Annotated in this window: 23 protein-coding genes and 3 pseudogenes; 16 read left to right on the forward strand and 10 right to left on the reverse strand. The window is 45.3% G+C overall.

Annotated features, from left to right (window positions below; all coding sequences use genetic code 11):
• Window positions 1-8 precede the first annotated feature (8 nt).
• The 7 genes from gltA to DXE44_RS04985 all read right to left on the reverse strand — a co-directional run bounded on the left by gltA (window position 9) and on the right by DXE44_RS04985 (window position 5,869).
• Entirely contained in the window at window positions 9-1,322 is a 1,314-nt protein-coding gene (gene gltA / locus DXE44_RS04955; RefSeq protein WP_114653106.1) for a citrate synthase, read from the reverse strand.
• An 82-nt stretch (window positions 1,323-1,404) separates the two neighbouring features.
• A complete protein-coding gene (locus tag DXE44_RS04960; RefSeq protein ID WP_114653108.1) occupies window positions 1,405-1,677 on the reverse strand; it encodes an FAD assembly factor SdhE in 273 nt (90 codons plus the stop codon).
• Window positions 1,674-2,378 carry a succinate dehydrogenase iron-sulfur subunit gene (locus DXE44_RS04965; RefSeq protein WP_114653110.1) on the reverse strand — a complete coding sequence of 235 codons (705 nt, stop codon included), beginning with the start codon at window positions 2,376-2,378 and terminating at the stop codon, window positions 1,674-1,676. Before DXE44_RS04965 ends, DXE44_RS04960 begins: the two co-directional genes overlap by 4 nt.
• Before the next feature lie 17 nt (window positions 2,379-2,395).
• On the reverse strand, window positions 2,396-4,174 hold the full coding sequence (gene sdhA, locus DXE44_RS04970) for a succinate dehydrogenase flavoprotein subunit (protein ID WP_114653112.1): 1,779 nt from the start codon (window positions 4,172-4,174) through the stop codon (window positions 2,396-2,398).
• Window positions 4,175-4,178: 4 nt separating this feature from the next.
• The gene (gene sdhD, locus DXE44_RS04975; RefSeq protein WP_114653114.1) at window positions 4,179-4,544 is read right to left on the reverse strand and encodes a succinate dehydrogenase, hydrophobic membrane anchor protein; all 366 of its coding nucleotides are present in this window, start codon (window positions 4,542-4,544) and stop codon (window positions 4,179-4,181) included.
• Window positions 4,545-4,568: 24 nt separating this feature from the next.
• Window positions 4,569-4,988 (reverse strand): succinate dehydrogenase, cytochrome b556 subunit, encoded by a 420-nt coding sequence (gene sdhC, locus DXE44_RS04980; protein WP_114653116.1) that lies wholly within the window; start codon window positions 4,986-4,988, stop codon window positions 4,569-4,571.
• A 143-nt stretch (window positions 4,989-5,131) separates the two neighbouring features.
• Entirely contained in the window at window positions 5,132-5,869 is a 738-nt protein-coding gene (locus DXE44_RS04985; RefSeq protein ID WP_114653118.1) for a GntR family transcriptional regulator, read from the reverse strand.
• A 185-nt stretch (window positions 5,870-6,054) separates the two neighbouring features.
• Here DXE44_RS04985 and DXE44_RS04990 point away from each other — a divergent pair, with 185 nt between their 5' ends.
• The gene (locus DXE44_RS04990; protein WP_114653120.1) at window positions 6,055-7,044 is read left to right on the forward strand and encodes a malate dehydrogenase; all 990 of its coding nucleotides are present in this window, start codon (window positions 6,055-6,057) and stop codon (window positions 7,042-7,044) included.
• 12 nt (window positions 7,045-7,056) lie between these two features.
• Window positions 7,057-7,425, forward strand: a complete 369-nt coding sequence (locus tag DXE44_RS04995) for a hypothetical protein (protein WP_114653122.1) — start codon at window positions 7,057-7,059, stop codon at window positions 7,423-7,425.
• An 82-nt stretch (window positions 7,426-7,507) separates the two neighbouring features.
• On the opposite strand, the gene DXE44_RS05000 is transcribed toward DXE44_RS04995, so the two are convergent.
• Both DXE44_RS05000 and yaaA read right to left on the reverse strand, forming a co-directional pair.
• Window positions 7,508-8,719, reverse strand: coding sequence for a DUF2863 family protein (locus tag DXE44_RS05000; RefSeq protein WP_114653124.1), 1,212 nt, complete (start codon window positions 8,717-8,719; stop codon window positions 7,508-7,510).
• 11 nt (window positions 8,720-8,730) lie between these two features.
• On the reverse strand, window positions 8,731-9,507 hold the full coding sequence (yaaA, locus tag DXE44_RS05005; protein ID WP_114653126.1) for a peroxide stress protein YaaA: 777 nt from the start codon (window positions 9,505-9,507) through the stop codon (window positions 8,731-8,733).
• 68 nt (window positions 9,508-9,575) lie between these two features.
• Here yaaA and DXE44_RS05010 point away from each other — a divergent pair.
• The 14 genes and pseudogenes from DXE44_RS05010 to DXE44_RS05070 all read left to right on the forward strand — a co-directional run bounded on the left by DXE44_RS05010 (window position 9,576) and on the right by DXE44_RS05070 (window position 21,371).
• A pseudogene (locus tag DXE44_RS05010) lies at window positions 9,576-10,774 on the forward strand (methionine aminotransferase).
• 41 nt (window positions 10,775-10,815) lie between these two features.
• Window positions 10,816-11,523 (forward strand): glutathione binding-like protein, encoded by a 708-nt coding sequence (locus DXE44_RS05015; protein ID WP_114653128.1) that lies wholly within the window; start codon window positions 10,816-10,818, stop codon window positions 11,521-11,523.
• A 1-nt stretch (window position 11,524) separates the two neighbouring features.
• Window positions 11,525-12,379, forward strand: coding sequence for a 3-hydroxybutyryl-CoA dehydrogenase (locus tag DXE44_RS05020; RefSeq protein WP_114653130.1), 855 nt, complete (start codon window positions 11,525-11,527; stop codon window positions 12,377-12,379).
• A gap of 42 nt (window positions 12,380-12,421) precedes the next feature.
• A complete protein-coding gene (locus tag DXE44_RS05025; protein ID WP_114653132.1) occupies window positions 12,422-12,901 on the forward strand; it encodes a DUF3429 domain-containing protein in 480 nt (159 codons plus the stop codon).
• Between the two features lie 12 nt (window positions 12,902-12,913).
• A complete protein-coding gene (locus DXE44_RS05030; protein WP_114653134.1) occupies window positions 12,914-14,227 on the forward strand; it encodes a replication-associated recombination protein A in 1,314 nt (437 codons plus the stop codon).
• On the forward strand, window positions 14,224-14,769 hold the full coding sequence (locus DXE44_RS05035) for a 2-hydroxychromene-2-carboxylate isomerase (RefSeq protein WP_197712841.1): 546 nt from the start codon (window positions 14,224-14,226) through the stop codon (window positions 14,767-14,769). The genes DXE44_RS05030 and DXE44_RS05035 overlap by 4 nt, the downstream gene beginning before the upstream one ends.
• Before the next feature lie 148 nt (window positions 14,770-14,917).
• Entirely contained in the window at window positions 14,918-15,493 is a 576-nt protein-coding gene (locus tag DXE44_RS05040) for a peptidylprolyl isomerase (protein WP_114653136.1), read from the forward strand.
• 35 nt (window positions 15,494-15,528) lie between these two features.
• Window positions 15,529-16,290: a chorismate-binding protein gene (locus DXE44_RS10985; protein ID WP_197712842.1), complete on the forward strand. Its 762-nt coding sequence runs from the start codon at window positions 15,529-15,531 to the stop codon at window positions 16,288-16,290.
• Between the two features lie 53 nt (window positions 16,291-16,343).
• A pseudogene (locus DXE44_RS10990) lies at window positions 16,344-17,357 on the forward strand (bifunctional chorismate-binding protein/class IV aminotransferase); the annotation flags it as partial.
• 9 nt (window positions 17,358-17,366) lie between these two features.
• Window positions 17,367-17,927 carry an NUDIX hydrolase gene (locus DXE44_RS05050; protein WP_114653138.1) on the forward strand — a complete coding sequence of 187 codons (561 nt, stop codon included), beginning with the start codon at window positions 17,367-17,369 and terminating at the stop codon, window positions 17,925-17,927.
• 13 nt (window positions 17,928-17,940) lie between these two features.
• Window positions 17,941-18,677 (forward strand): annotated as a pseudogene (gene aat / locus DXE44_RS11395) (leucyl/phenylalanyl-tRNA--protein transferase).
• The gene (locus DXE44_RS05060) at window positions 18,674-19,429 is read left to right on the forward strand and encodes an arginyltransferase (RefSeq protein WP_114653140.1); all 756 of its coding nucleotides are present in this window, start codon (window positions 18,674-18,676) and stop codon (window positions 19,427-19,429) included. The pseudogene aat and the gene DXE44_RS05060 overlap by 4 nt, the downstream one beginning before the upstream one ends.
• Window positions 19,430-19,438: 9 nt before the next feature.
• Window positions 19,439-20,470 carry a quinone-dependent dihydroorotate dehydrogenase gene (locus tag DXE44_RS05065; protein WP_114653142.1) on the forward strand — a complete coding sequence of 344 codons (1,032 nt, stop codon included), beginning with the start codon at window positions 19,439-19,441 and terminating at the stop codon, window positions 20,468-20,470.
• 82 nt (window positions 20,471-20,552) lie between these two features.
• Window positions 20,553-21,371, forward strand: a complete 819-nt coding sequence (locus tag DXE44_RS05070; RefSeq protein WP_415065207.1) for an IclR family transcriptional regulator — start codon at window positions 20,553-20,555, stop codon at window positions 21,369-21,371.
• 25 nt (window positions 21,372-21,396) lie between these two features.
• Here the strand turns inward: DXE44_RS05070 and DXE44_RS05075 are convergent, their stop codons facing one another.
• Window positions 21,397-22,449, reverse strand: a complete 1,053-nt coding sequence (locus tag DXE44_RS05075) for a serine hydrolase (protein ID WP_114653144.1) — start codon at window positions 22,447-22,449, stop codon at window positions 21,397-21,399.
• Between the last annotated feature and the right edge of the window lie 81 nt (window positions 22,450-22,530).

Here is a 22,530-nt window from a genome sequence, read left to right on the forward strand (position 1 = left end):
AAGCCCTTTTATTTACGTACAGTAATGTTAGGAACTTTACGTGAAGTTTCTCCAACATATAGCTGACGTGGACGGCCAATCTTGTACTCAGGATCGGTAATCATTTCTTCCCACTGAGCAATCCAACCCACTGTTCTTGCCAAAGCAAAAATACAAGTGAACATTTCTGTAGAAACGCCCAAAGCGCGCTGAACAATTCCTGAGTAGAAGTCTACGTTTGGATAAAGCTTGCGGCTTACGAAGTATTCATCTTCCAAGGCAATCTTTTCAAGCGTCATAGCCAACTTGAATAATGGATCATTCTCAAGACCCATCTCTTTCAACACCTCATGGCATGTTTCACGCATCAATTTGGCGCGTGGATCAAAATTTTTATAAACGCGATGACCAAAGCCCATCAAGCGAACACTAGAGTTCTTATCCTTAACTTGAGCAATAAATTCACCAATCGTATCTACGCCACCATTGGATTGAATCTCATTGAGCATCTGCAAGCAGGCTTCATTAGCACCGCCGTGTGCTGGACCCCATAGACAGGCAATACCAGCAGAGATTGCAGCAAATGGATTGGTGCCAGAAGAGCCACACAAGCGAACTGTTGATGTGGAAGCGTTCTGCTCATGGTCGGCATGCAATGTGAAAATGCGATCCAAGGCGCGAACCAAAACTGGATTGACTTTGTATTCTTCACATGGTGTAGCAAACATCATACGCATGAAGTTCGCAGTGTATGACAATGAATTATCTGGATAGATGAATGGCTGACCTACGGAATACTTATAGGCCATCGCAACTAAAGTTGGCATTTTTGCAATCAAGCGAATTTGTGCAACTTCACGAGCATGCGGATCGCTGTAATCAATCTCATCATGATAGAAGGCAGCCATGGCGCCAACCAAGCCAGTCAATACGGACATTGGGTGCGCATCGCGACGGAAGCCACGCAAGAAAAATTGCATTTGCTCATGAACCATCGTGTGATGCATGACCATTGCTTCAAAATCTTTTTTCTGTTTGGCATTTGGTAACTCACCATTCAGAAGCAGGTAGCAAACTTCCAAGAAGTCGCAGTTATGTGCGAGGTCTTCAATTGGGTAGCCACGATAGAGCAACTCACCCTTATCGCCATCGATATAAGTGATCTTGCTATTACAAGAAGCTGTAGATAGAAAACCTGAATCGTAGGTGAACTTTCCGGTTTGACCGTAAAGCTTGCGAATGTCAATTACATCAGGACCAATCGTGCCTTTATAAATTGGCAAGTCGATATCTGGTGTGCCGTCCGAAAACGATAATTTTGCCTTGATGTCCGATTCAATCATTTCTAATCCTTAGTCATTCAAATTGATAATTAATACACTATTTGATCATGCGTCTGTACTGCTGTTGCATCCAAAGGCTGAATTACTTCTGTCTCAGCTTTTGTAAAACCGCCTTAAAGGCAGCTTCTTCTTGCAAATCTTTTTCCAGCGCTTCTACAGAATCCTTGCGACCAATTAACAAATCCATCAGGTCGTTATCTTCCAAAGAAAATAGCTGGGTTAATACTTTTCCATCTTCTGCGCTAAGTTGATCGCCATAGCGACCAAAGAAACGCTGCAGAATTAAATCGTTTTCAAGCAAACCCCTGCGGGCATCACTCTTTAGACGATATAACTCTGCATTACTCAGGGTCATACTGCCCTGCGTACCATCAATTCCTTGATCTTTCCAATTGCTTTGGTCGGATTCAAATGCTTAGGACAAACGTCCACGCAGTTCATGATAGTGTGGCAACGGAATAAACGATACGGATCTTCCAGGTTATCCAAGCGCGCTGCAGTATCCTCATCACGGCTATCGGCGATAAAGCGATAAGCCTGCAACAAGCCTGCTGGACCAACGAATTTATCTGGATTCCACCAGAAAGATGGGCATGAGGTTGAGCATGATGCACATAAGATGCACTCATACAAACCATTTAACTCTTCACGCTCCTCAGGACTCTGTAGGCGCTCTTTCTCTGGGAATGGATTGTCATTAACTAAGTAAGGCTTGATGGATAGATATTGCTTGAAGAACAAAGTCATATCCACAATCAAATCGCGTACAACTGGCAAGCCAGGTAATGGTCGCAATGTAATAACTTTAGGCAAGGTCAACATATTAGTTAAACAAGCCAAACCATTCTTACCGTTAATGTTCATGGCATCAGATCCACAAACACCTTCACGGCAAGAACGACGGTAGGAAATTGTCTCATCTTGCTTCTTAAGAGAAATCAAAGCGTCCAGCAACATACGCTCACCAGTCAATTCAAGCTCATAACGCTCCATGCGTGGGGTTGCATCGACATCTGGATCGTAGCGGTAAATTTCAAATATACGAATATCACTCATTTTTAATTTCTCTTCGCTTAGAAAGTACGTTCTTTGGGAGGGAAAGACTCAACAGTCAATGGCTTGAGAACAACTGGCTTGTAATCCAAGCGATTGCCTTCGCTATACCAAAGCGTGTGCTTCATCCAGTTAGCATCATCGCGCTCTTGATAATCATCATGTGAGTGTGCACCGCGACTTTCAGTGCGAGCTGCCGCAGAGATCATGGTTGCGTTAGCAGCTTCGATCAAGTTAGCAACTTCCAAAGCCTCGATACGAGCAGTGTTGAAAATTTCAGACTTGTCTTTGAGCCATAAATGCTTTGCGCGCTCTGTGAGTTTAGCTATCTGGCGAACACCCTCATCCATCAACTCTTGGTTGCGGAATACGCCAGCATATTTCTGCATAGTTTTACGAATATCATTTGCAACGTCTTGTGCATACTCACCAGAAGTCGAGTTATCAAGAGCCGCAATACGAGCCATGGTTTGCTCACCAGCATTTGCAGGCAATGGTTTGAACTCGCGATTCTTGAGGTCCATTGCAACAATATGGTTACCGGCAGCACGACCAAATACAAGTAAGTCGAGCAATGAGTTTGTGCCCAAGCGGTTTGCACCGTGAACGGATACACAAGAGCACTCACCGATGGCATAGAGACCATTAACGATCTCGTTATGCTTGCCGTTTGCAGGCACAACAACTTGACCATTGATGTTGGTAGGAATACCACCCATCTGATAGTGAATTGTCGGCACAACTGGGATTGGCTCTTTAGTAACGTCAACGTTAGCAAAGTTAATACCAATCTCATATACAGAAGGTAAACGCTTCATGATGGTCTCAGCACCGATGTGCGTTAAGTCGAGAACCACATAATCACCGTTAGGACCACAACCGCGCCCTTCTTTAATCTCCTGGTCCATGCAGCGAGAAACGAAATCGCGTGGGGCCAAATCTTTGTAAGTTGGAGCGTAACGCTCCATAAAGCGCTCGCCATCTTTATTGCGCAAGATACCGCCTTCACCACGGCAACCCTCTGTCAACAACACGCCTGCACCAGCTACGCCAGTCGGATGGAATTGCCAGAACTCCATGTCTTCCAATGGAATGCCTGCACGTGCTGCCAGACCCATACCGTCGCCAGTATTAATAAATGCGTTTGTCGATGCGTCCCAAATACGGCCTGCACCACCAGTAGCCATCATGACTACTTTAGTTTCGAGGATGTAAACCTGGCCGGTTTCCATTTCAAGCGCTGTAACACCAACAACATCACCTGCGTCGTCACGGATCAGATCCAAGGCTAACCACTCAACGAAGAAATTAGTCTTTGCGCGGACATTGCGCTGATATAAAGTGTGCAACATAGCGTGACCAGTGCGGTCAGCTGCTGCGCAAGCACGTTGAACGGCTTTCTCACCATAGTTGGCTGTGTGACCACCGAAAGGACGCTGATAAATCGTGCCGTCTGGATTACGGTCGAAAGGCATACCAAAATGCTCTAACTCGTAAACCACTTTAGGGGCTTCGCGACACATAAACTCGATAACGTCTTGGTCACCCAACCAGTCAGAACCTTTGATGGTGTCATAAAAGTGATAGTGCCAATTATCTTCACTCATATTGCCAAGTGAGGCGCCGATACCACCTTGTGCGGCAACAGTATGCGAGCGAGTTGGGAATACTTTAGTTAATACCGCAACGTTCAGGCCAGCTTCTGCCAATTGCAAAGAAGCGCGCATACCTGAACCACCTGCACCAATAATTACCGCATCGAAACGGCGGCGTGGCAATGCTTTTTTAATCGCGGTCATTGAATTACACTTTCCACAAAATTTGTACGGCATAAGCCGCACAGGCTACGAGATACAAAACAGTTAACACCTGAAGTGTTAAACGAATGCTGACAGGCTTGATGTAATCCATCCAGATATCACGAATACCAATCCAAGCGTGATAGAACAAACTGATGAAGAATAAGAGCGTCAATAGCTTCATGAACTGATTGCTAAACAATCCAGCCCAGCCCTCATAAGTTGCGCTACCGGTAATGCAATAGTCAACCAACAAAACGATTGTGAAGACCACCATAACAATGGCAGTCACACGTTGAATAATCCACTCTTTAAGGCCGTAATGAGCGCCAACTACTAAGCACTTAGATCCAATTTGATAAATAGGCATTAGATTTCCTTAATAAAGAAGTGCTTAGTACAAGCCGAATAATTTGAGACCAACAATCGCAGTCAAAGCGAGGCCCAAGAAAAATACAAAGATCGCTGAGCGATTAGCGTCTGCCTTTTCAACCCCAATCTCTAAATCGAGCAAGAGGTAGCGGATACCAGCGCAGAAATGGTGCAAGAAAGACCAAATCAGGCCCAAGAGAATCAGTTTTACGAGTACGTGACCAGTGATTGACTGGAATTTTTGATAGCTCATTTCTGAAGCCAAACTCTGATCAAAAAGATAGAGCAAGAAAGGCAACATCAAAAACAGGGCCGCCCCACTAATCCGATGAAGAATGGAAACTTTTCCAGCCCAAGGAAGGCGATATTTAATTAACTGTGCGAGACCAATATTTCGGTAAACCGGTCTATCTTTTTTTACGTTTTGCTGTGCATCAACCATGGGCAATCTCAATCATTCGGTGGAGGTTCAGTGTGGTTTTGTTGTGTTGCAACATATTCTATTGGAAACCTTGGGGATGGTGGGGACTTTTTAGCGTTTAAAGGGGTTAAATAGTGGTTTTTACTGATTTTTGAGTGTACTACCTAGTTCAATTTATTGTCGTAGTGCTGATCAGAAGTGTCATACCTTGCGCGCCGAATTTCTACTGGTTTATTCCCGTAGGTAAAAGCTGCACGTTCAACCGACAGTAAGGCAGAGCCCTCTGGAACTTCCAAGTGTTTGGCCAGCTCTGAATTTGCCAGAACAGCCTTAATCTTTTCTTCTGCCCTGACCATGTGGGTGGCATATTCACTCTCATAAAAGGCATACATCGGCCCAGGCCAAGAATTAAGAGCTTCAAGAGTGAGCCCCTTAAAGCGCCCCTCAGGCAACCAAATCTCCTCAAAAACAATCGGACGACCTGCTGAGCTTTGCACCCGATCTATTCGAATAACAGGATCACTTGCCTTTAATTTAAGCAACTTAGCAATATAAGCATCAGATTGACTGATTTCACAGGCTAAAAACTGGTTTTTGAGGTGCAACTTCTCACCAGAGTCAGGCTCTAAACGTAAAAAACGGTACTGAAAGTCCTCCTCTTGGTGGGTGGCAACAAAAGTTCCTTTGCCCTGACGTCTGACAAGTAAATTTTGGGCTGCCAACTCATCAATGGCCTTACGAACAGTTCCCTGGCTCACTGCATAGCGTGCTGCAAGCTCCATTTCACTAGGGATGACATCCCCAGGCATCCATTCTGAGGCCTGCAAGCTAGCCAAAATCATGGCTTTAATTTGCTCATAAAGCGGGCTAAATGAGGCAATTGGTTCGGATATCAGTGACAAATTAACTCCACAGAGTCTTCTATTGGATAAAATTCAAGCTTATCTCATATCTCATATCTCATATCTCATATCTCATATCTCATATCTTATATAAGACATGATTGACAGTGTAAATGGAAAGTCCATACACTTGAATGGATAATAGAAAAGATTTCATTAATTAACCTCAACTGGAGTTATTAGTAATGGCAAAAGCCCCAATGCGTGTTGCAGTCACCGGTGCAGCCGGTCAAATCGGATATTCCCTCCTCTTTCGCATCGCCAATGGCGGTTTGTTAGGCAAAGATCAACCAGTAATCCTCCAGTTACTAGAAATTCCAGATGAAAAGGCTCAAAAAGCGTTAGCTGGCGTCATGATGGAGTTAGAAGACTGCGCATTCCCATTGTTAGCTGGAATGACAGCACACTCTGATCCAATGACTGCATTTAGGGATATTGATGTTGCCTTGTTGGTTGGTGCACGTCCACGTGGCCCCGGTATGGAGCGCAAAGATTTGCTCTCAGCCAACGCTCAGATTTTCACAGCTCAAGGTAAAGCTTTGAATGCTGTAGCTAAGAAGACTGTCAAGGTATTGGTTGTTGGTAACCCAGCAAATACCAATGCTTACATCGCCATGAAATCTGCTCCAGATATTCCTGCGAAGAACTTCACTGCAATGTTGCGCTTGGATCACAACCGCGCGCTCTCTCAATTAGCTAACAAATTGAACAAGCCAGTTGCTGATATCGAGAAATTAGTTGTTTGGGGTAACCATAGCCCAACAATGTATCCTGACTATCGCTTCGCAACAGTTGACGGTAAGTCTGTCAAAGACAGTATTAATGATCCAGCATGGAACAAAGATACATTTATCCCTACAGTTGGTAAACGTGGTGCCGCCATCATTGAGGCACGCGGACTATCTTCTGCAGCCTCTGCTGCTAACGCAGCCATTGATCATATTCGTGACTGGGTTCTCGGCACGAATGGCAAATGGGTCACCATGGGTATTCCATCTAAAGGTGAATATGGCATTCCAGCTGAAGTGATTTACGGCTACCCAGTGGTTTGCGAAAACGGTGAATACAAAATGGTTGAAGGTTTAGAAATCGATGAGTTTTCACGTGAGCGCATGAACCACACTCTTAACGAATTGCTTGAAGAACAAGCAGGCGTTAAACACCTTCTTTCATAAGGACTTGCATATATGAAGCGTACCCTTCTCCTCGTAAGTATGATGGCTGCTGGCTTTGTTGGCACAGCCAGTGCAAGCGAGGCAGTATCGACTTGGACTTGTAGCGAAAGCAAGCAATTTAATACGACCGGAACAATGGAAAAGATTCGCCTAACATGGCAATCCAAAACTTTTGAACTGGTTCGTGAAAATTCTTTGCCTGGTAGTTTGCGTTACAAAAATACTACCAGTGGGCATGATCTAGTGGTGCTCGGTAACAAGGCTATGCTTTTTAATATTAAGCCTGGAACTCGTCTTGCAGATTTCTGTCAAACCGCAGAAATGAAAAGGGGTGACCTTCCTCATTTATTTGCTGATGCGGAGCCGTTTACACAGAACTAAATCTTAGCTCTGACTCCACAATGAAAAAGCTGAGAATTTCTCGGCTTTTTTACTTATTAACATCTCTAGGGTTACTCAAATACTAGTGAAATAAAGGTTGCTGTGTAGGTGCATCATCAGGCAACTCCGCATACACGGCATCACCCGATCGATCTGGAAACAGTGGTGCTCCGCAATCATCGCAAAGCTCTGGGTCAAATAGCATTGCATGGCGGAAGACATCACCAACCCCAGCATCCCTAAGTGCATCTGCAATTCGCTTCATCGGACTCTCATCATCTGATAAATCATTGAGGGCATCATTAGCAACACTCTCTCGGTCGTATAGAGGCCAAATCACACCATATACCACCTCAGAAGAGCCTTTTAAGCTAAATGAGATTCGATACTCGTCGGCTTGATCTTCACCAAACGCCCCTACTACGCAAGACAATCCTGCCGGCAGAACTCCAAGCGTGCTCTCAAGAAAATTGACAGCAGCCCGGATACTTAATGGACGGATCTGTTTATCAGCCAGTCGGCAATTCGTAAAATATGCCTCTGGCAATAAGAGCTCAAACTCACAACCCGGTAAAAGTGCGGCAATAGGTTCTTGCATCATGTTTTGCCAACCTATCAAGCTGACGCCACGCTCTTGACGTGTTGGTGCATCAGCTTGCCATCTGAAAAGTGGCGAACCAGAAGGTGCAGTAACAGCAGCAATAATGAAGCGTGGATCGGCCAAAACTGCAATGATCTCCGACATCTCGCGCAACTCCAACTTCACCTCACTAGCGCTAATAGCAGCGCTTGCTAAGGCCTCCGTAAGTAGGCGCGTTTGACAATGCGAGTGCGGCATCTGATCAATGCTGTAAAGCCAGGGAACAATGGCTAGGCGCGCATCAGTGGAGGCAATTGAGCTATGCAGTGCAGCAGCCGTAGATTCAATGACGCTCACTGGAAGCGCACCAGAAGGAATCTGATAGCGGGTATGTGCAACGATCGGTAAAGCCAATAAAAGCACATCCCAATTCTGATCCTCATGCTCCATGAGCAAAGACTCAGCCAAGGTCTCAGCGCAATCTGCAAGTACCTCGAAGGCTACAGTATTAATTCGAAATGTTTGATCAAGAGCGGCATCAATTACATTTTGATTTTGGCTTTTGAGAAGACGCATTAAGCGAATATTTAAGCGCTCTTCCCAAAATTGGTCTTCAATATGACTCCCGGAGGCCGCCAAAGAAATAGCATCCGCTACTAGACGTTCGACATCCGGTGAGGTGCGCTGCGAGGATTTAGTGCGATGAACCGCCATGATGCACTCTCCTACTTTCTTTCAGGACGTCTAAACAAGGGCTTCTCTGGCTTAGACTCAGAGGCAGCATATTTGTAACCATCCAAATTGAAGCCTTTCAAATCGGCTGGATCAGTAATGCGATTTTCAACGACATAACGTGCCATTAAACCTCTGGCTCGCTTGGCATAGAAGGAAATAATTTTGAATTTACCGTCTTTACCATCTTGAAATACAGGGGAGATTACCGGGCAATCCAAGTTCTTCGCCTGCAATACCTTGAAATACTCTTCAGACGCCAAATTAAGGAGAAAGGGGTTCTTTTGCTTTTCCAGAACTGCCTTCAAGGAATTGGTCACGCGCTCACCCCAAAACGCGTACAGGTCTTTACCTCGAGCATTTTTGAAAGAAGTACCCATTTCTAGGCGGTAAGGCTGCATTAAATCTAAGGGGCGCAAAACGCCATACAAGCCTGACAGGATACGAACATGATCTTGGGCAAAGGAAATCGCCTTGGCATCAAGCGTCTTCACGTCAAATCCATCATAGGCATCGCCATCAAAGGCATAAATCGCTGGCTTGCTATTCTCATCAGTAAATTTCTTGGACCAGTCACGATAGCGCCCTACATTCAGCGCAGCTAGCTGATCCGATAAACCCATCAGATTGGCAACCTCCTGAGGGGGGAGTTTCTTTAAGTCAGCTATCAACTTAGCTGATTCCGAGACAAACTCAGGCAAGGTCGGAGCCTTAACCTTGGCAGGGGTTTTGTAATCTAAGGATTTAGCAGGTGAAAGGACGATCAACATGGCACAATTTGAGAATGAATTACTCCCATTCTAGCGACTACCTACCTTATTTGCCCTAAACCATCCGCATGAACCAAAACCCCCTTCTGACGCCAGTATTTCCCAGTCGCCTACCTGAGGTAGGAACCACGGTATTTACAGTCATGTCGGCCCTCGCTACAGAGCACAAAGCTATCAATCTAGGGCAAGGCTTTCCAGACTTTCCTTGTGATCGGGAACTCATATCTCAGGTCAATACAGCAATGCTGTCTGATCACAATCAATATCCACCAATGATCGGGATTGCGGAGTTACGTCAAGGCGTGTCAAAAAAATATCCGCTTTGTATAGTCATGACTACAACCCCGATACAGAAATTACTATCACCGCTGGGGGCACCCAAGGAATCCTCACGGCTATCTTGTCATGTGTCAGCACAGGGGATGAAGTTGTCATCATTGGGCCAGCTTACGATAGCTATCGACCTTCAATTGAATTGGCTGGCGGAAAAGTAATTGCCGTATCTTTAATTGCTAATCGTGATGATCAAGGCAGCGTGAATTCTTACTCAATACCTTGGGATGATTTAGCTAAAGCTATTAATCCAAAAACACGACTCATCATCAACACTCCCCATAATCCAACCGGGATGATTTGGCAAAAGACGGATCTAGATCGCCTGGCAGATTTAGTCAGAAACACCAATGCATTGCTCTTAAGTGATGAGGTCTACGAGCATATGGTGTACGACGGGCATCAACACGCCAGCATAGCCAGCCATCCTGAATTAGCAGCACGAAGTTTTCTGATGTCGAGCTTTGGAAAAACCTACCATGTCACCGGCTGGAAAGTGGGTTATGTTGCTTCCCCCGCATCGATGATGGCGGAGTTTCGCAAGGTACATCAATTCAATGTGTTCACAGTAAACACGCCAATGCAATATGGTTTGGCGAAGTACCTTGAGAATGCGGATCACTATTTAGGGCTGTCCTCTTTTTATCAAGCTAAGCGTGATTTTTTTAGCAAGGGCTTGGCTCAAACAGGCTTTGAATTATTACCAGCTCCAGCAACGTATTTTCAGTGTGTCAATTACACCAATTTACAGATCCCTCAAGCCAAGATGGGCGAAGCTGATTTCTGCTTGTGGCTTACCACCAAAATTGGTGTTGCTGCTATCCCAGTTTCTGCTTTTTACGCCCATCCAGTTGAGTCTGGCGTAATCCGTTTTTGTTTTGCTAAAAAAGAAGAAACGCTTTCAAAAGCATTAGAGCGTTTACAAACCCTGTAGAAGAGGAATTCATCGTGGAAATAAGCAAACCCAAGAAAGACATGATTGATGTTTATAGCTGGCCAACGCCAAATGGTCATAAGGTGCACATCATGCTCGAGGAATGTGGATATAAGCCTGGCAAAGACTGGATTGCTCATCTTATTGATATTGGGGCTGGCGATCAGTTCAAACCAGAGTTCTTGGCAATTAGTCCAAACAATAAAATTCCCGCCATCGTGGATCCACAAGGACCTGATGGCAAACCAATCCACCTTTTTGAGTCTGGGGCAATCCTGCTCTACCTAGCCTCCAAAACGGGGAAATTTTTACCCAAAACGACTCGAGGTAAATACGAAGTCCTGCAATGGCTCATGTTCCAAATGGGTGGCTTGGGGCCTCTATTGGGACAAAACCACCATTTCCGACTCTATGCTCCAGAGAAAATAGACTATGCAATCACTCGATACACTAATGAAGCTAAGCGCTTATACGGGGTGTTAGATCATCAACTGCAAGATAATCCCTATATTGCTGGTAAAAATTATTCCATTGCGGATATTGCTATTTTTCCATGGTCAAGAAACTGGAAAAACCAAGGGATTGAGATTGATGAGTACCCGCATTTCAAGCGGTGGTTTGAAATGGTTGGTGAGCGCCCTGCTGTCAAGCGTGGTGTTGAAGTATTAACTGCATTACGTAAGCCCTTGCATGACGATAAAGCAAGAGAACAATTATTTGGTTCATCACAGTATCAAAAAAGGAAATAGCATGAAGATTCAATCGGTCGGAGTTATTGGCGCGGGCACAATGGGCAATGGCATTGCGCAGGTTTGCGCCGTTGCAGGGCTTGATGTTGTGATGGTGGATATCAATGATGCTGCTGTTGAACGTGGTTTGAGTCAAATCAGCAAGAGTTTAGATCGCCTCGTCAAAAAGGAAACCCTCACAGCAAAAGACAAAGATGCTGCATTAGGCCGGATCAAGGGAAGCACATCTTATTCTGACTTTAAGGGTCTGCAATTGGTGATTGAAGCTGCCACTGAGAATCAAGCCATTAAAGAGAAGATCTTGAAACAAGTTGATGAGATCGTTGACAAAGAAACCATTATTGCTACGAATACTTCCTCACTATCCATTACCAAGCTTGCTGCCTTAGATTCCTACCCAAGCCGCTTTATCGGTATGCACTTTTTTAATCCCCCGCCGATGATGGCCTTGGTAGAAGTGATTCGAGGTTTGCAAACCTCTGATGCAACACACGTAGCCATTATTGAAATGGCTAAGCGTATTGGTAAAGAGCCCATCACAGTCAAGAACTCACCCGGCTTTGTTGTCAATCGCATTTTGTTGCCGATGATCAATGAAGCCTTCTTTGTGCTCTACGAAGGGCTCGCTAGCCCAGAGGACATTGATGCTGGTATGAAATTGGGCTGCAATCAACCCATTGGCCCGCTCGCTTTAGCTGACCTGATTGGTCTTGATACCTGCTTAGCGGTAATGGAAGTCTACTTTGAGAACTTCAGTGATTCCAAGTACCGCCCTTGCCCATTGCTTCGTGAGATGGTTGCAGCAGGATATCTCGGCCGTAAGACGGGACGTGGTGTCTATACCTACGATCAATAATTTTTCAACCCATCATCCATTAATCCGAGTAAAGAAGTTTTTGTGAACCCATTACCCCCTCTTGTTCGTAAATTAGCCTACGCTGGTCTCATCCCATTTGTGAGTCTCGCTTTAATGGTGCAGCTTGCACCAACTCCGCTCAACTACTTAAGCGCTGAATCACTAGCCGGTTATGGGGCTGTGATTACTGCTTTTATGGGCGCATTACATTGGGGTGCTAATTTGCATACCTTAGGCAAGGCACCTCCGGGCGACCGCTGGGAAGATCGCAACGCCTGGATTTGGGGCGTGATACCAGCGATAGTAGCCTGGGTTGCGTTACATATTTACATTCCAGTTGGCTTGGTAATCTTGGCATCAGCGTTGGTGATACAGCGCAATATTGATAAAGAAACTTATCAGTGCTATTTTTCTAGTGAAGAGGCTTGCGCAGCTTTTATCACCTTGCGCAATCGACTGACATTCGTTTCTGTCAGCTGCTTAATTTGGGCCGCGCTAGTTATTTTGTTTGTACAAAACTAAATCCTGAAAGAAATGGGCAATCTATTTGATCAAGCGCCCCCGCCTCCATTGGCGGAAGCCTTGCGCCCATCAAGTATTGAAGAGGTTATTGGACAAACACATCTATTAGCCTCAGGTAAGCCACTCAATCTCGCTTTTGCTTCTGGCAAACCGCATTCAATGATTCTTTGGGGGCCGCCAGGTGTTGGTAAGACTACCTTAGCAAGACTGTCAGCAAAAGCCTTTGACCGAGAATTTATAGCGATATCGGCCGTTCTTGCTGGTGTAAAAGAAATTCGTGAAGCTATTGAACAGGCCCAACAGTGCATGTCTCAATACGGCAGACAAACTATTTTGTTTGTGGATGAGATCCATCGCTTTAATAAAAGCCAACAAGATGCCCTATTGCCCCATGTTGAATCAGGGTTGTTTACCTTCATTGGCGCCACCACCGAAAATCCCTCATTTGAAGTCAACTCAGCCCTCCTCTCGCGCGCACAAGTCTATGTACTCAAATCATTAAGTACTGTAGAGCTTAAGCAATTATTTGATCGGGCACGTGAATATGCCATGCCTGGTATTCAGTTTGAATCAGCAGCAATAGATAGTCTCACAGAGCATGCAGATGGTGATGCTAGGAGATTACTCAATTTATTAGAGCAAGTACGTAATGCAGTCTCCACACCAAATACAAATATTGAGAAGGTAGATCAGCAATTTATTGAAAATGCTTTGACTGTTCAAGCGCGTCGCTTTGATAAAGGGGGCGACCACTTTTACGATCAGATTTCTGCGCTACATAAATCAGTACGGGGCTCCAATCCAGATGCTGCGCTGTATTGGTTTTGCCGAATGCTCGACGGTGGGGCTGATCCCCGCTATCTTGCAAGAAGAATTATTCGTATGGCATGGGAGGATATTGGTCTCGCCGATCCCAGAGCAATGCAGCTAGCAAACGATGCAGCCCAAACCTTTGAAAGACTCGGTTCTCCCGAAGGAGAGCTAGCACTTGGGCAAACAGTCGTCTATTTAGCGATTGCTGCCAAGAGCAACGCAAGCTACAAGGCCTTTAATGCAGCCAGAGCCTATGTTGCCAACGATCAAAGCAAACCTGTGCCCAACCATTTACGCAACGCTCCAACCAAGCTCATGAAAGAGTTGGGGCATGGAAAAGAATATCGCTATGCGCATGATGAGCCTCATGCCTACGCAGCCGGCGAGTCCTACCTTCCAGAAGGAATGGCAGAGCCCCATTGGTATGAGCCAGTTGATCGCGGACTAGAGAGTCAAATTGCCGAGAAGATGGCTTTCTTACGTAATTTAGACAGGGAATCTAAAAAGAAATGATTCAAAATCAGACTGGCGCTACAGTGCTTAAGGGGACTTTTTATTACGGCATCATTTCTCCTTTTTCATACTTCTATGTCAAGCAGCGCCATCGACTTGATCAGCGCGTAGATATTGAACCAGTCCCAATCTTGCTCGGCGGGCTCTTTCGAGCGACAGACAATCGCGGCCCAGGTGAAATAGAAGCAAAGCGCCCTCACACCTACCAATACTGTGTATGGCTTGCTGAAAAGTTAGGTTTACCTTTTCGTTTTCCTGAGCATCACCCTTTTCTTACAGTGGCAGCACAGCGTTTGCTAGTTCAGGAAATTGCGAATTGGGAAATGGTTGAGCGTGCATTTGAGTATGTTTGGGTTGAGGGCAAGGATCCCAATTTATCGTGGCCGGAATTTTGTCTACACCTTAGCCTATCAGCCGACACACCTAAGCCAGATGCACCGGAAATTAAGGCAAAGCTGATTAGCAATACCGAGCGTGCAAAAACAGATGGTGCATTTGGGGTGCCTACCCTCATCATTGATGGCCATGCTTTTTGGGTGTAGACACCATTGCTTGGGTGCTAGATTATCTTGATAGGCCAAACATGTTTGAAGAAGCGACTTATCGCTATGCAGCCCAAGTCCCATCTGGACTTTGAGCAATACAATCAGTCATTAGCTATTTTTATTTGATTTTTAAGGGCCTACTACTATGCGCAAGATCATTGCTTCTCTATTCATTATCACCAGCCTGATTGCTAGTGCCGCAAGCTTTGCGGGTCCTAAGGTGGAATTTAAAACCACCATGGGTAATTTTGTTGTTGAGTTGGATTCTGTCAAGACACCAAAGACCACAGCCAATTTTTTAAACTATGTGAATAGCGGTTTTTATAACGGCACCATTTTTCACCGCGTGATTGATGGCTTCATGATTCAAGGTGGAGGCTTTACTCCAGACCTAGTTCAAAAACCTACTAATGCGCCGGTAGCTTCAGAGGCTCAAAATGGCCTCAAGAACCAAACTTACACCATTGCTATGGCGCGTACTTCAGATCCTGATTCAGCTACAGCTCAGTTCTTTATTAATGTTAAAGATAATGAAGGCTTAAATTATCCCAATGCGATGGGCAATGGCTACACCGTATTCGGGAAGGTGATTTCTGGTACTCAAACCATTGATGCCATTCGCAAGATTCCAACCATGCTTGCAACAGCTCCGAAAATGGGGCGTATGTCGGATGTGCCCAGCAAGACTGTCACGATTGAATCCACAATTGTTTTGAAGTAGTTTTCATCCTTACTTGAACCCTGATAGTCAATAGCATGATATTGCTAGATGACGCACAAAGCACTCAGGCTGAGCCGAGCAGTCGCCTCTATCAACAGGCACTGCAGTGCTGGACTGTGTATGCTCAGTCCAGCTCCTCACAAACAATCACTGCGGTAGATGAGTGTCTGCGGAGCATTAATGAAGCATTGACTCGCGGTGAATATGTTGTCGCTGCATTTGCCTATGAATTAGGTCTATACATTCATAACATTGATCGGCGCCTTGATGGCGTTAAGCATCAGCATCCACTCGTTCAGGCATGGTCGTTTAAATCCTATGAGAGCTTAAGTAAGCGAGATGTTGATGCATTCATTAGAGGTAGAGTTGAGGCACTTGATTCCGACTCTCAAGTTGCAGGCGTTAGCAATCTTCATTTTTCTATTAATGAAGAGAAATTTAAGTCCGATATTGAGACTATTCAAGAGTACATTCGTAATGGTGATGCGTATCAAATTAATCACACCTTTCGAATTACGGGAGAGACCTATGGTGACCCGCTGGCACTGTATGCACGATTAAGAAATCGACAGCCAGGAAGATTTGGCGCATTTATTGAGAGTGACTCGAGCTATATTCTTTCCCAGTCCCCTGAATTATTTATTCAGAAGCAAGGCGGCACTCTAAAGGCTATGCCGATGAAAGGCACTGCGAGTGCGCTGAATGATTCAGCAGAGCACTTATCGGCAGATGCCAAAAATCAAGCTGAGAATGTCATGATCGTCGACTTACTCCGCAACAATCTGAGAGTCGCCTAGCCTTACCCGGAACGGTAAGCGTTCCTCAACTTTTTGAGGTTGCTAGATACGGTGACGTACTACAAATGACCTCAACAGTTAAGGCAGAGGTGAAACCTGGGATTGCATTACGGGATGTCATTCATGCAGTCTTCCCTTGTGGCTCCGTTACTGGCGCACCCAAGAAGCGCAGCCTAGAGATTATCCAAGAATTAGAAGGACAAGATCGCGGCTACTATTGTGGGGCACTTGGTTGGATTGACCCCAGCGGTGACTTTGCATTTAGCGTGCCGATTCGCACCCTTGAAATTGATCGGGACCCAAAGACCCTAGCCTCACCTTTTACCTTGGGCATTGGCGCCGGTATCACGATTGATTCTGAGGCAAATCAAGAATGGGAGGAGTGCCAAATTAAAGCAGCCTTCTTGAGCGAGATGCCAAGCGAAATAGGATTATTTGAAACTATCTTAGTTCATCAAGGCAAGGCTCAATATTTGCAGCTCCACTTGGAACGCTTGACTGACTCTGCACTGGCACTAGGTATACCCTGCGACCTAAACAAGATCGTTATATCTATTGAAGATGCATGCGCAAACTGTACTAATGCAACTCACTATCGATTGCGATTGGATTTGAACTTCGCCGGCAAACCAAGCTGTCAAACATATCCAATTGAACCACTGTAAGGTCCAGTAAAGATCTTTTGGGCGAGCGATATTCTTCCCGATCCAAGAAAAGCTACCCTTCACTCGGGCAATATCTTATTGAAGCATAAGGTGAATAGTCGAGATGTCTATGACCAAGCTTGGAAATTAGCAGAGGAACGCGGTGGCTTTGATGCACTATTTATTAATGAAAATGGCTTCGTGACAGAAGGCGGGAGAAGTAGTGTTTTTATTAAGTCCGAAAATCGCCGGCTCACACCACCAGTCTCCGCTGGTCTTCTTCCAGGAGTAATGAGGTCAATCATCTTGAATAATCCAGAGTGGAATGCCCATGAGGCTAACCTGACTATTGAGGATGTTCTAAATGCAAAAGAGATTATGCTTAGTAACGCCTTACGCGGCCACATCTCTGCCCATTTTTAGAAAGCCTGCATGAGGTTTTGCTCTCACTGTGCATCACCTATTAGTATCAAGATTCCTGCAGATGATTCGCAGGAGCATCATGTTTGCGACTCTTGCGGTGTCATTCATTATTTCAACCCCCGCAATGTAGTTGGTTCCATTCCAGTCTATCGTGATCAAGTTCTATTGTGCCGTCGCGCAATAGAACCTAGACATGGCTTTTGGACTCTGCCAGCTGGCTTTATGGAGTTAGGTGAAAGCACCACGACCGGAGCGGCTAGAGAAACACAAGAAGAAGCTGGTGCCATTGTTCAAATTGGCCCACTCTACTCGCTGCTCAATGTGCCACATGCGGAACAAGTGCATCTTTTTTACCTCGCCACAATGAGCTCACCAGATTTTCAAGCTGGAGAAGAAAGTTTGGAGGTTGCGCTATTTGATGAAAAGGATATCCCCTGGAGTGAGATCGCATTTCCGACAGTCAAGCAAACCTTAGAATGGTTCTTTGCTGATCGTGCTGCAGGGCTATTTGATTCAAGTAATGAGTTTAGTGTGCGCAGCAGGGATATTCTGCCAACAGAAAAAATTTAGACGCCACAAGTTTATGAGCAACATCAATTGGCTAGGATCTCAGGATGAATTTCCAAATCCGCTAAATTGCCCAGACCCAGATCCAACAGTACCAGGCTTAATTGCAGTGAGTGAACGTATTTATCCAGGGCAACTGGAACGCGCATATCAGATGGGAATCTTTCCGTGGTACTCGGACAACTAACCAGTGCTCTGGTGGTCTCCTAATCCCCGAATGGTACTAAAGCCTGCCCAATTTAAATGCCATGACTCATTAAAAAAACCTTACGTCATTTTTTAGCGGATTCTAGAAAAGATATTTGGGTTGATCATGATTTTGGAGTAGTCGTTCGCTCCTGTGCAACTGCCAGCAGAAAAGATCAGGATGGAACCTGGATTACCTATGAAATCATGGATGCCTACACTGACCTTCATGAACAAGGCCATGCCCACAGTATTGCTGTAATGGAGAATGGTCACCTGATAGGAGGACTCTATTGCGTCGCTTTTGGTGGAATGGTATTTGAGGAATCTATGTTTAGCTACCAAGCCGATGCTTCAAAAATTGCCTTAGCAGCTCTGGCAGCTTGGTGCGTACAACATCAGGTGGAAATGATTGACTGTCAACAGGAGACCGCCCATCTTGACTCGCTAGGCGCGGCACCAATTTCACGTGATCATTTTTTAGCCCATCTGCAAGTTACCTTAAAGCAAACTAATATAGAGGTTCCCTGGAAATTTAATAAAGAAATTCTGCGTCACTGGCTATGACACAACTAAAAGAGCTGCCTTTAACTGAGCTACAGTTTTATGCAACAGCACCCTACCCTTGCAGCTACCTGCCGGGCAAAACTGCGCGCTCACAGGTAGCAACCCCCTCGCACTTAATACATGCTGATTTATATAGCGAGCTAGTCAATGCGGGATTTCGTCGAAGTGGTTTATATACCTATCGCCCCTATTGTGATAAATGCAACGCCTGCACTGCAACCCGTATTCCAGTTAAAGACTTCAAGCCTAATCGCAGTCAGAAGCGCGCATTAAAAAAGCATTCTGGACTAGAGATTCGCATTCTCAATTTGGGCTACCAAGAAGAGCATCTCCAGCTGTATCAAAACTACCAAAATGATCGTCATGCTGGCAGCGATATGGATCAAAGTAAGGACGAGAGCCAAGACCAGTACATGCAATTTCTACTGCAAAGTCGAGTGAATTCCAGAATCGTTGAATTTCGGGATGGTCCAGGTGATAGCGAACCAGGCCGCCTGCGCATGGTCAGCATGATCGATATCTTGGATCAAGGCATCTCTTCTGTTTACACCTTCTATGACACCAGCAATGTCTCAGCAAGCTATGGAAGTTACAGCATCCTATGGCAAGTTCAACAGGCTTTAGAGCTGAATCTTCCCTACCTTTATCTGGGCTACTACATTCAGAATAGCGAAAAAATGTCCTATAAGGCTAAATTTCAACCTATTGAGGGTCTAATCAATGATCACTGGCAGCCAATCATTGGGCCATAATATCTACCCATGATTGATAGCTACCCCCTTTTGCGCCCCTGGCTTTTTTCTTTAGATCCAGAGCAAGTGCACAACCTCACCCTGAGCAATCTGGATCGCGCTCAGCGCTGGGGGCTGTTACGCTGCTTAGTGAATCAACCCGATTCAGATCCACGCGAATTTTGCGGCATCACTTTTCCTAATCCCGTGGGGCTTGCTGCCGGCCTTGATAAAGATGGCAAGTATATTGATGCGCTAGCTGCCTTAGGCTTTGGATTTTTAGAAATTGGAACTGTCACACCCAAACCACAGCCCGGCAATCCAAAACCCCGCATGTTTCGACTGCCTGAAGCGCAAGCCATCATTAATCGCATGGGCTTTAATAATGATAGTGTCGATGCCTGCGTCAAGCGCGTACGGAATTCTAGCTATTGGCAGAATGGTGGCATTGTTGGATTAAATATTGGCAAGAATGCAAGCACCCCAATTGAAAATGCTGCGAGTGACTACATCACTGCTATGCAAGCAGTTTATGAAGTTGCTTCATACATTACCGTCAATATCTCTTCTCCCAACACCCAGAACTTACGCGCACTTCAGGGTGAAGATATGCTGCGTGCCCTCCTGAGCTCGCTGCATTTAGCACGCGAAGCCCTATGTGATCAGTATGGCGTACGCAAGCCTCTCTTTTTGAAGATTGCACCAGACTTAGATCAAAGTGATATCAAACTCATTGCCGATCTCCTATTGGAATTTAAGATTGATGCTGTCATCGCAACTAATACAACGATTGCCCGCGATGCAGTGAAAGGACTCGAGTTTGGAGAAGAGCTTGGTGGCCTCTCAGGTGCACCAGTTCGAATTGCCTCCACTGAAATAGTTCAAAATCTCAAACAATATCTGGGCGATGCTATTCCAATTATTGGTGTTGGTGGCATTCTTTCAGGCAAGGATGCTTTAGAAAAAATTGAGGCAGGCGCAAGCCTAGTACAAATCTATAGCGGGCTAATCTACCGAGGCCCTCAACTGATTACCGAGTGTGCTGCTGCTCTAAAAAGGTAATTAGACAGGCCTTCATGGGTCTACACAGATAATCTGCATTTCATATTGTGCAATTTCACTAAAAATCGCTACAATTGACAATATGAGCACGAGCAAACCCGAAAAAGTGTCAAAAGCACCTGGTGAGGCTGGTAAAACAGCGATTCAGGTGGTTGAGCGCATGATGAACCTACTGGATGCCCTGGCTAATCATGAAGAATCGACTAGCCTCAAAAGTCTTGCTGAAGAAACCGATCTACACCCCTCCACAGCGCACCGCATCCTCAACGACCTTGTAGCCTGCCGTTTGGTTGAGCGAGGTGATGGCGGAACCTATAGACTGGGTCTCAAGTTGCTGGAGCTTGGCAACCTTGTTAAGGCGCGCTTATCTGTGCGTGAAGCTGCACAAGCGCCAATGCGTGCTCTGCATAAACTCACCGGTGAAACCATCAATCTTTCCGTTAGACAAGGTGATGAGATTGTCTATATTGACCGAGCCTATAGCGAACGTTCTGGCATGCAAGTAGTCCGAGCGATTGGTGGACGCGCACCACTCCACCTCACCTCGGTAGGTAAATTATTCTTGGCGAGTGATGATCCCAGTCAAGTACGTGCTTATGTCACGCGCACTGGTTTAGCAGGACATACTAGAAATAGCATTACGGAGTTAAGCAAACTCGATGTAGAGCTAAATCAAGTGCGCAAATTGGGCCATGCAAGCGACAATGAAGAATTAGAATTAGGCGTAAGTTGCGTTGCAGCTGAGATTTATGATGACAGCGGTAAATTGGTCGCAGGGCTCTCGTTAAGCTCCCCTACTGATCGCATTCAGTCTGACTGGTTAAAACTCCTGCAGGACACAGCCTTGCAGATTTCCAAAGGAATGGGCTACAAACCCAAAGTTAACGAAAATAATTATTAAAAATCAATAGCGCTTGTAACTTCAACTACATTAAGCGACGAATAGCTTGAGGCTCTCCTGAGGGCATGTGCTCATACCAATCCCGAACCCTTACCGCATCAGCAAAACGCGATTGCGTACTAACCGAGTCCAAGAAAACCAGTAGCAAGGGTGTGTTATTCACCCTGACCTGCATCACTAAACACCTGCCTGCCGCATTAATAAAGCCCGTTTTTTGCAGACCAATATTCATATCGCCAGCGCGCACCAAACGATTAGTGTTTACGAATTTCTGGGGTCGCTTTCCAATCACCATAGTTAAATCCGGCCAGGTGGAAAACTCGCGAATCTCTTTATATTGGTAAGCAGCGCTCAGCATACGGGCGAGGTCTTCGGCTGAAGCTACATTTTCACTCTTGAGACCGGTAGGATCGACAAAATGGGAATGCGTCATACCAATCTCTTTAGCCTTACTATTCATGGCATCGATAAAGGCTGAAATCCCACCCGGATAATTTCGACCAAGGGTATATGCTGCTCGATTTTCAGACGACATCAAAGCCAGCAATAAAGCCTCTTCTCTCGTTAAAACCGTACCGCCAGAAAGACGGGGGCTTCTATAAATGTTCACGTCATCTGAGTTAATGACCAGCGTTTCATCCATTGGTAATTTCGAGTCGAGTACTACCATTGCTGTCATCAGTTTAGTAATGGATGCAATCGGCAAACTCACTGAGGAGTTCTTTTCAAAATAGACCTCTTTGGTATCTTGATTAACGACCATGGCAACGCTGGATTTGAGATTAAGATCATCATGTTGACCGCGCAGCCCTAGGGCGGTTGCAAATGATGGTCTTGCTGTTACCACGGACTGACTTGAACGCGTTACTGTGGTTCGAACTGATTTAGGCTTTTTAGTGGATTTTGCAGACTTCTTTACAACTACTTTGGCAGTTGATTTAGTGCTTGGCTTAGACGATGCTTTGGATGTTTTAGCGGACTTGGAGTCATTATTAGCCGCATTAACCTGAAAAGAAGTCGCTAGGCCCAATGACATTAGTCCAACTAAAGCGATGCGCCAAAATCGATTCAAATGCATCCCAAATAACCTTCCAAAACTTTTAACATACCGAATGATAAATAACTTTTAGTTCTCTGCAGTAATTATTATCTGTATCGA

It is taken from the genome of Polynucleobacter necessarius, from assembly GCF_900095175.1.
GTDB lineage: Bacteria > Pseudomonadota > Gammaproteobacteria > Burkholderiales > Burkholderiaceae > Polynucleobacter > Polynucleobacter necessarius_I.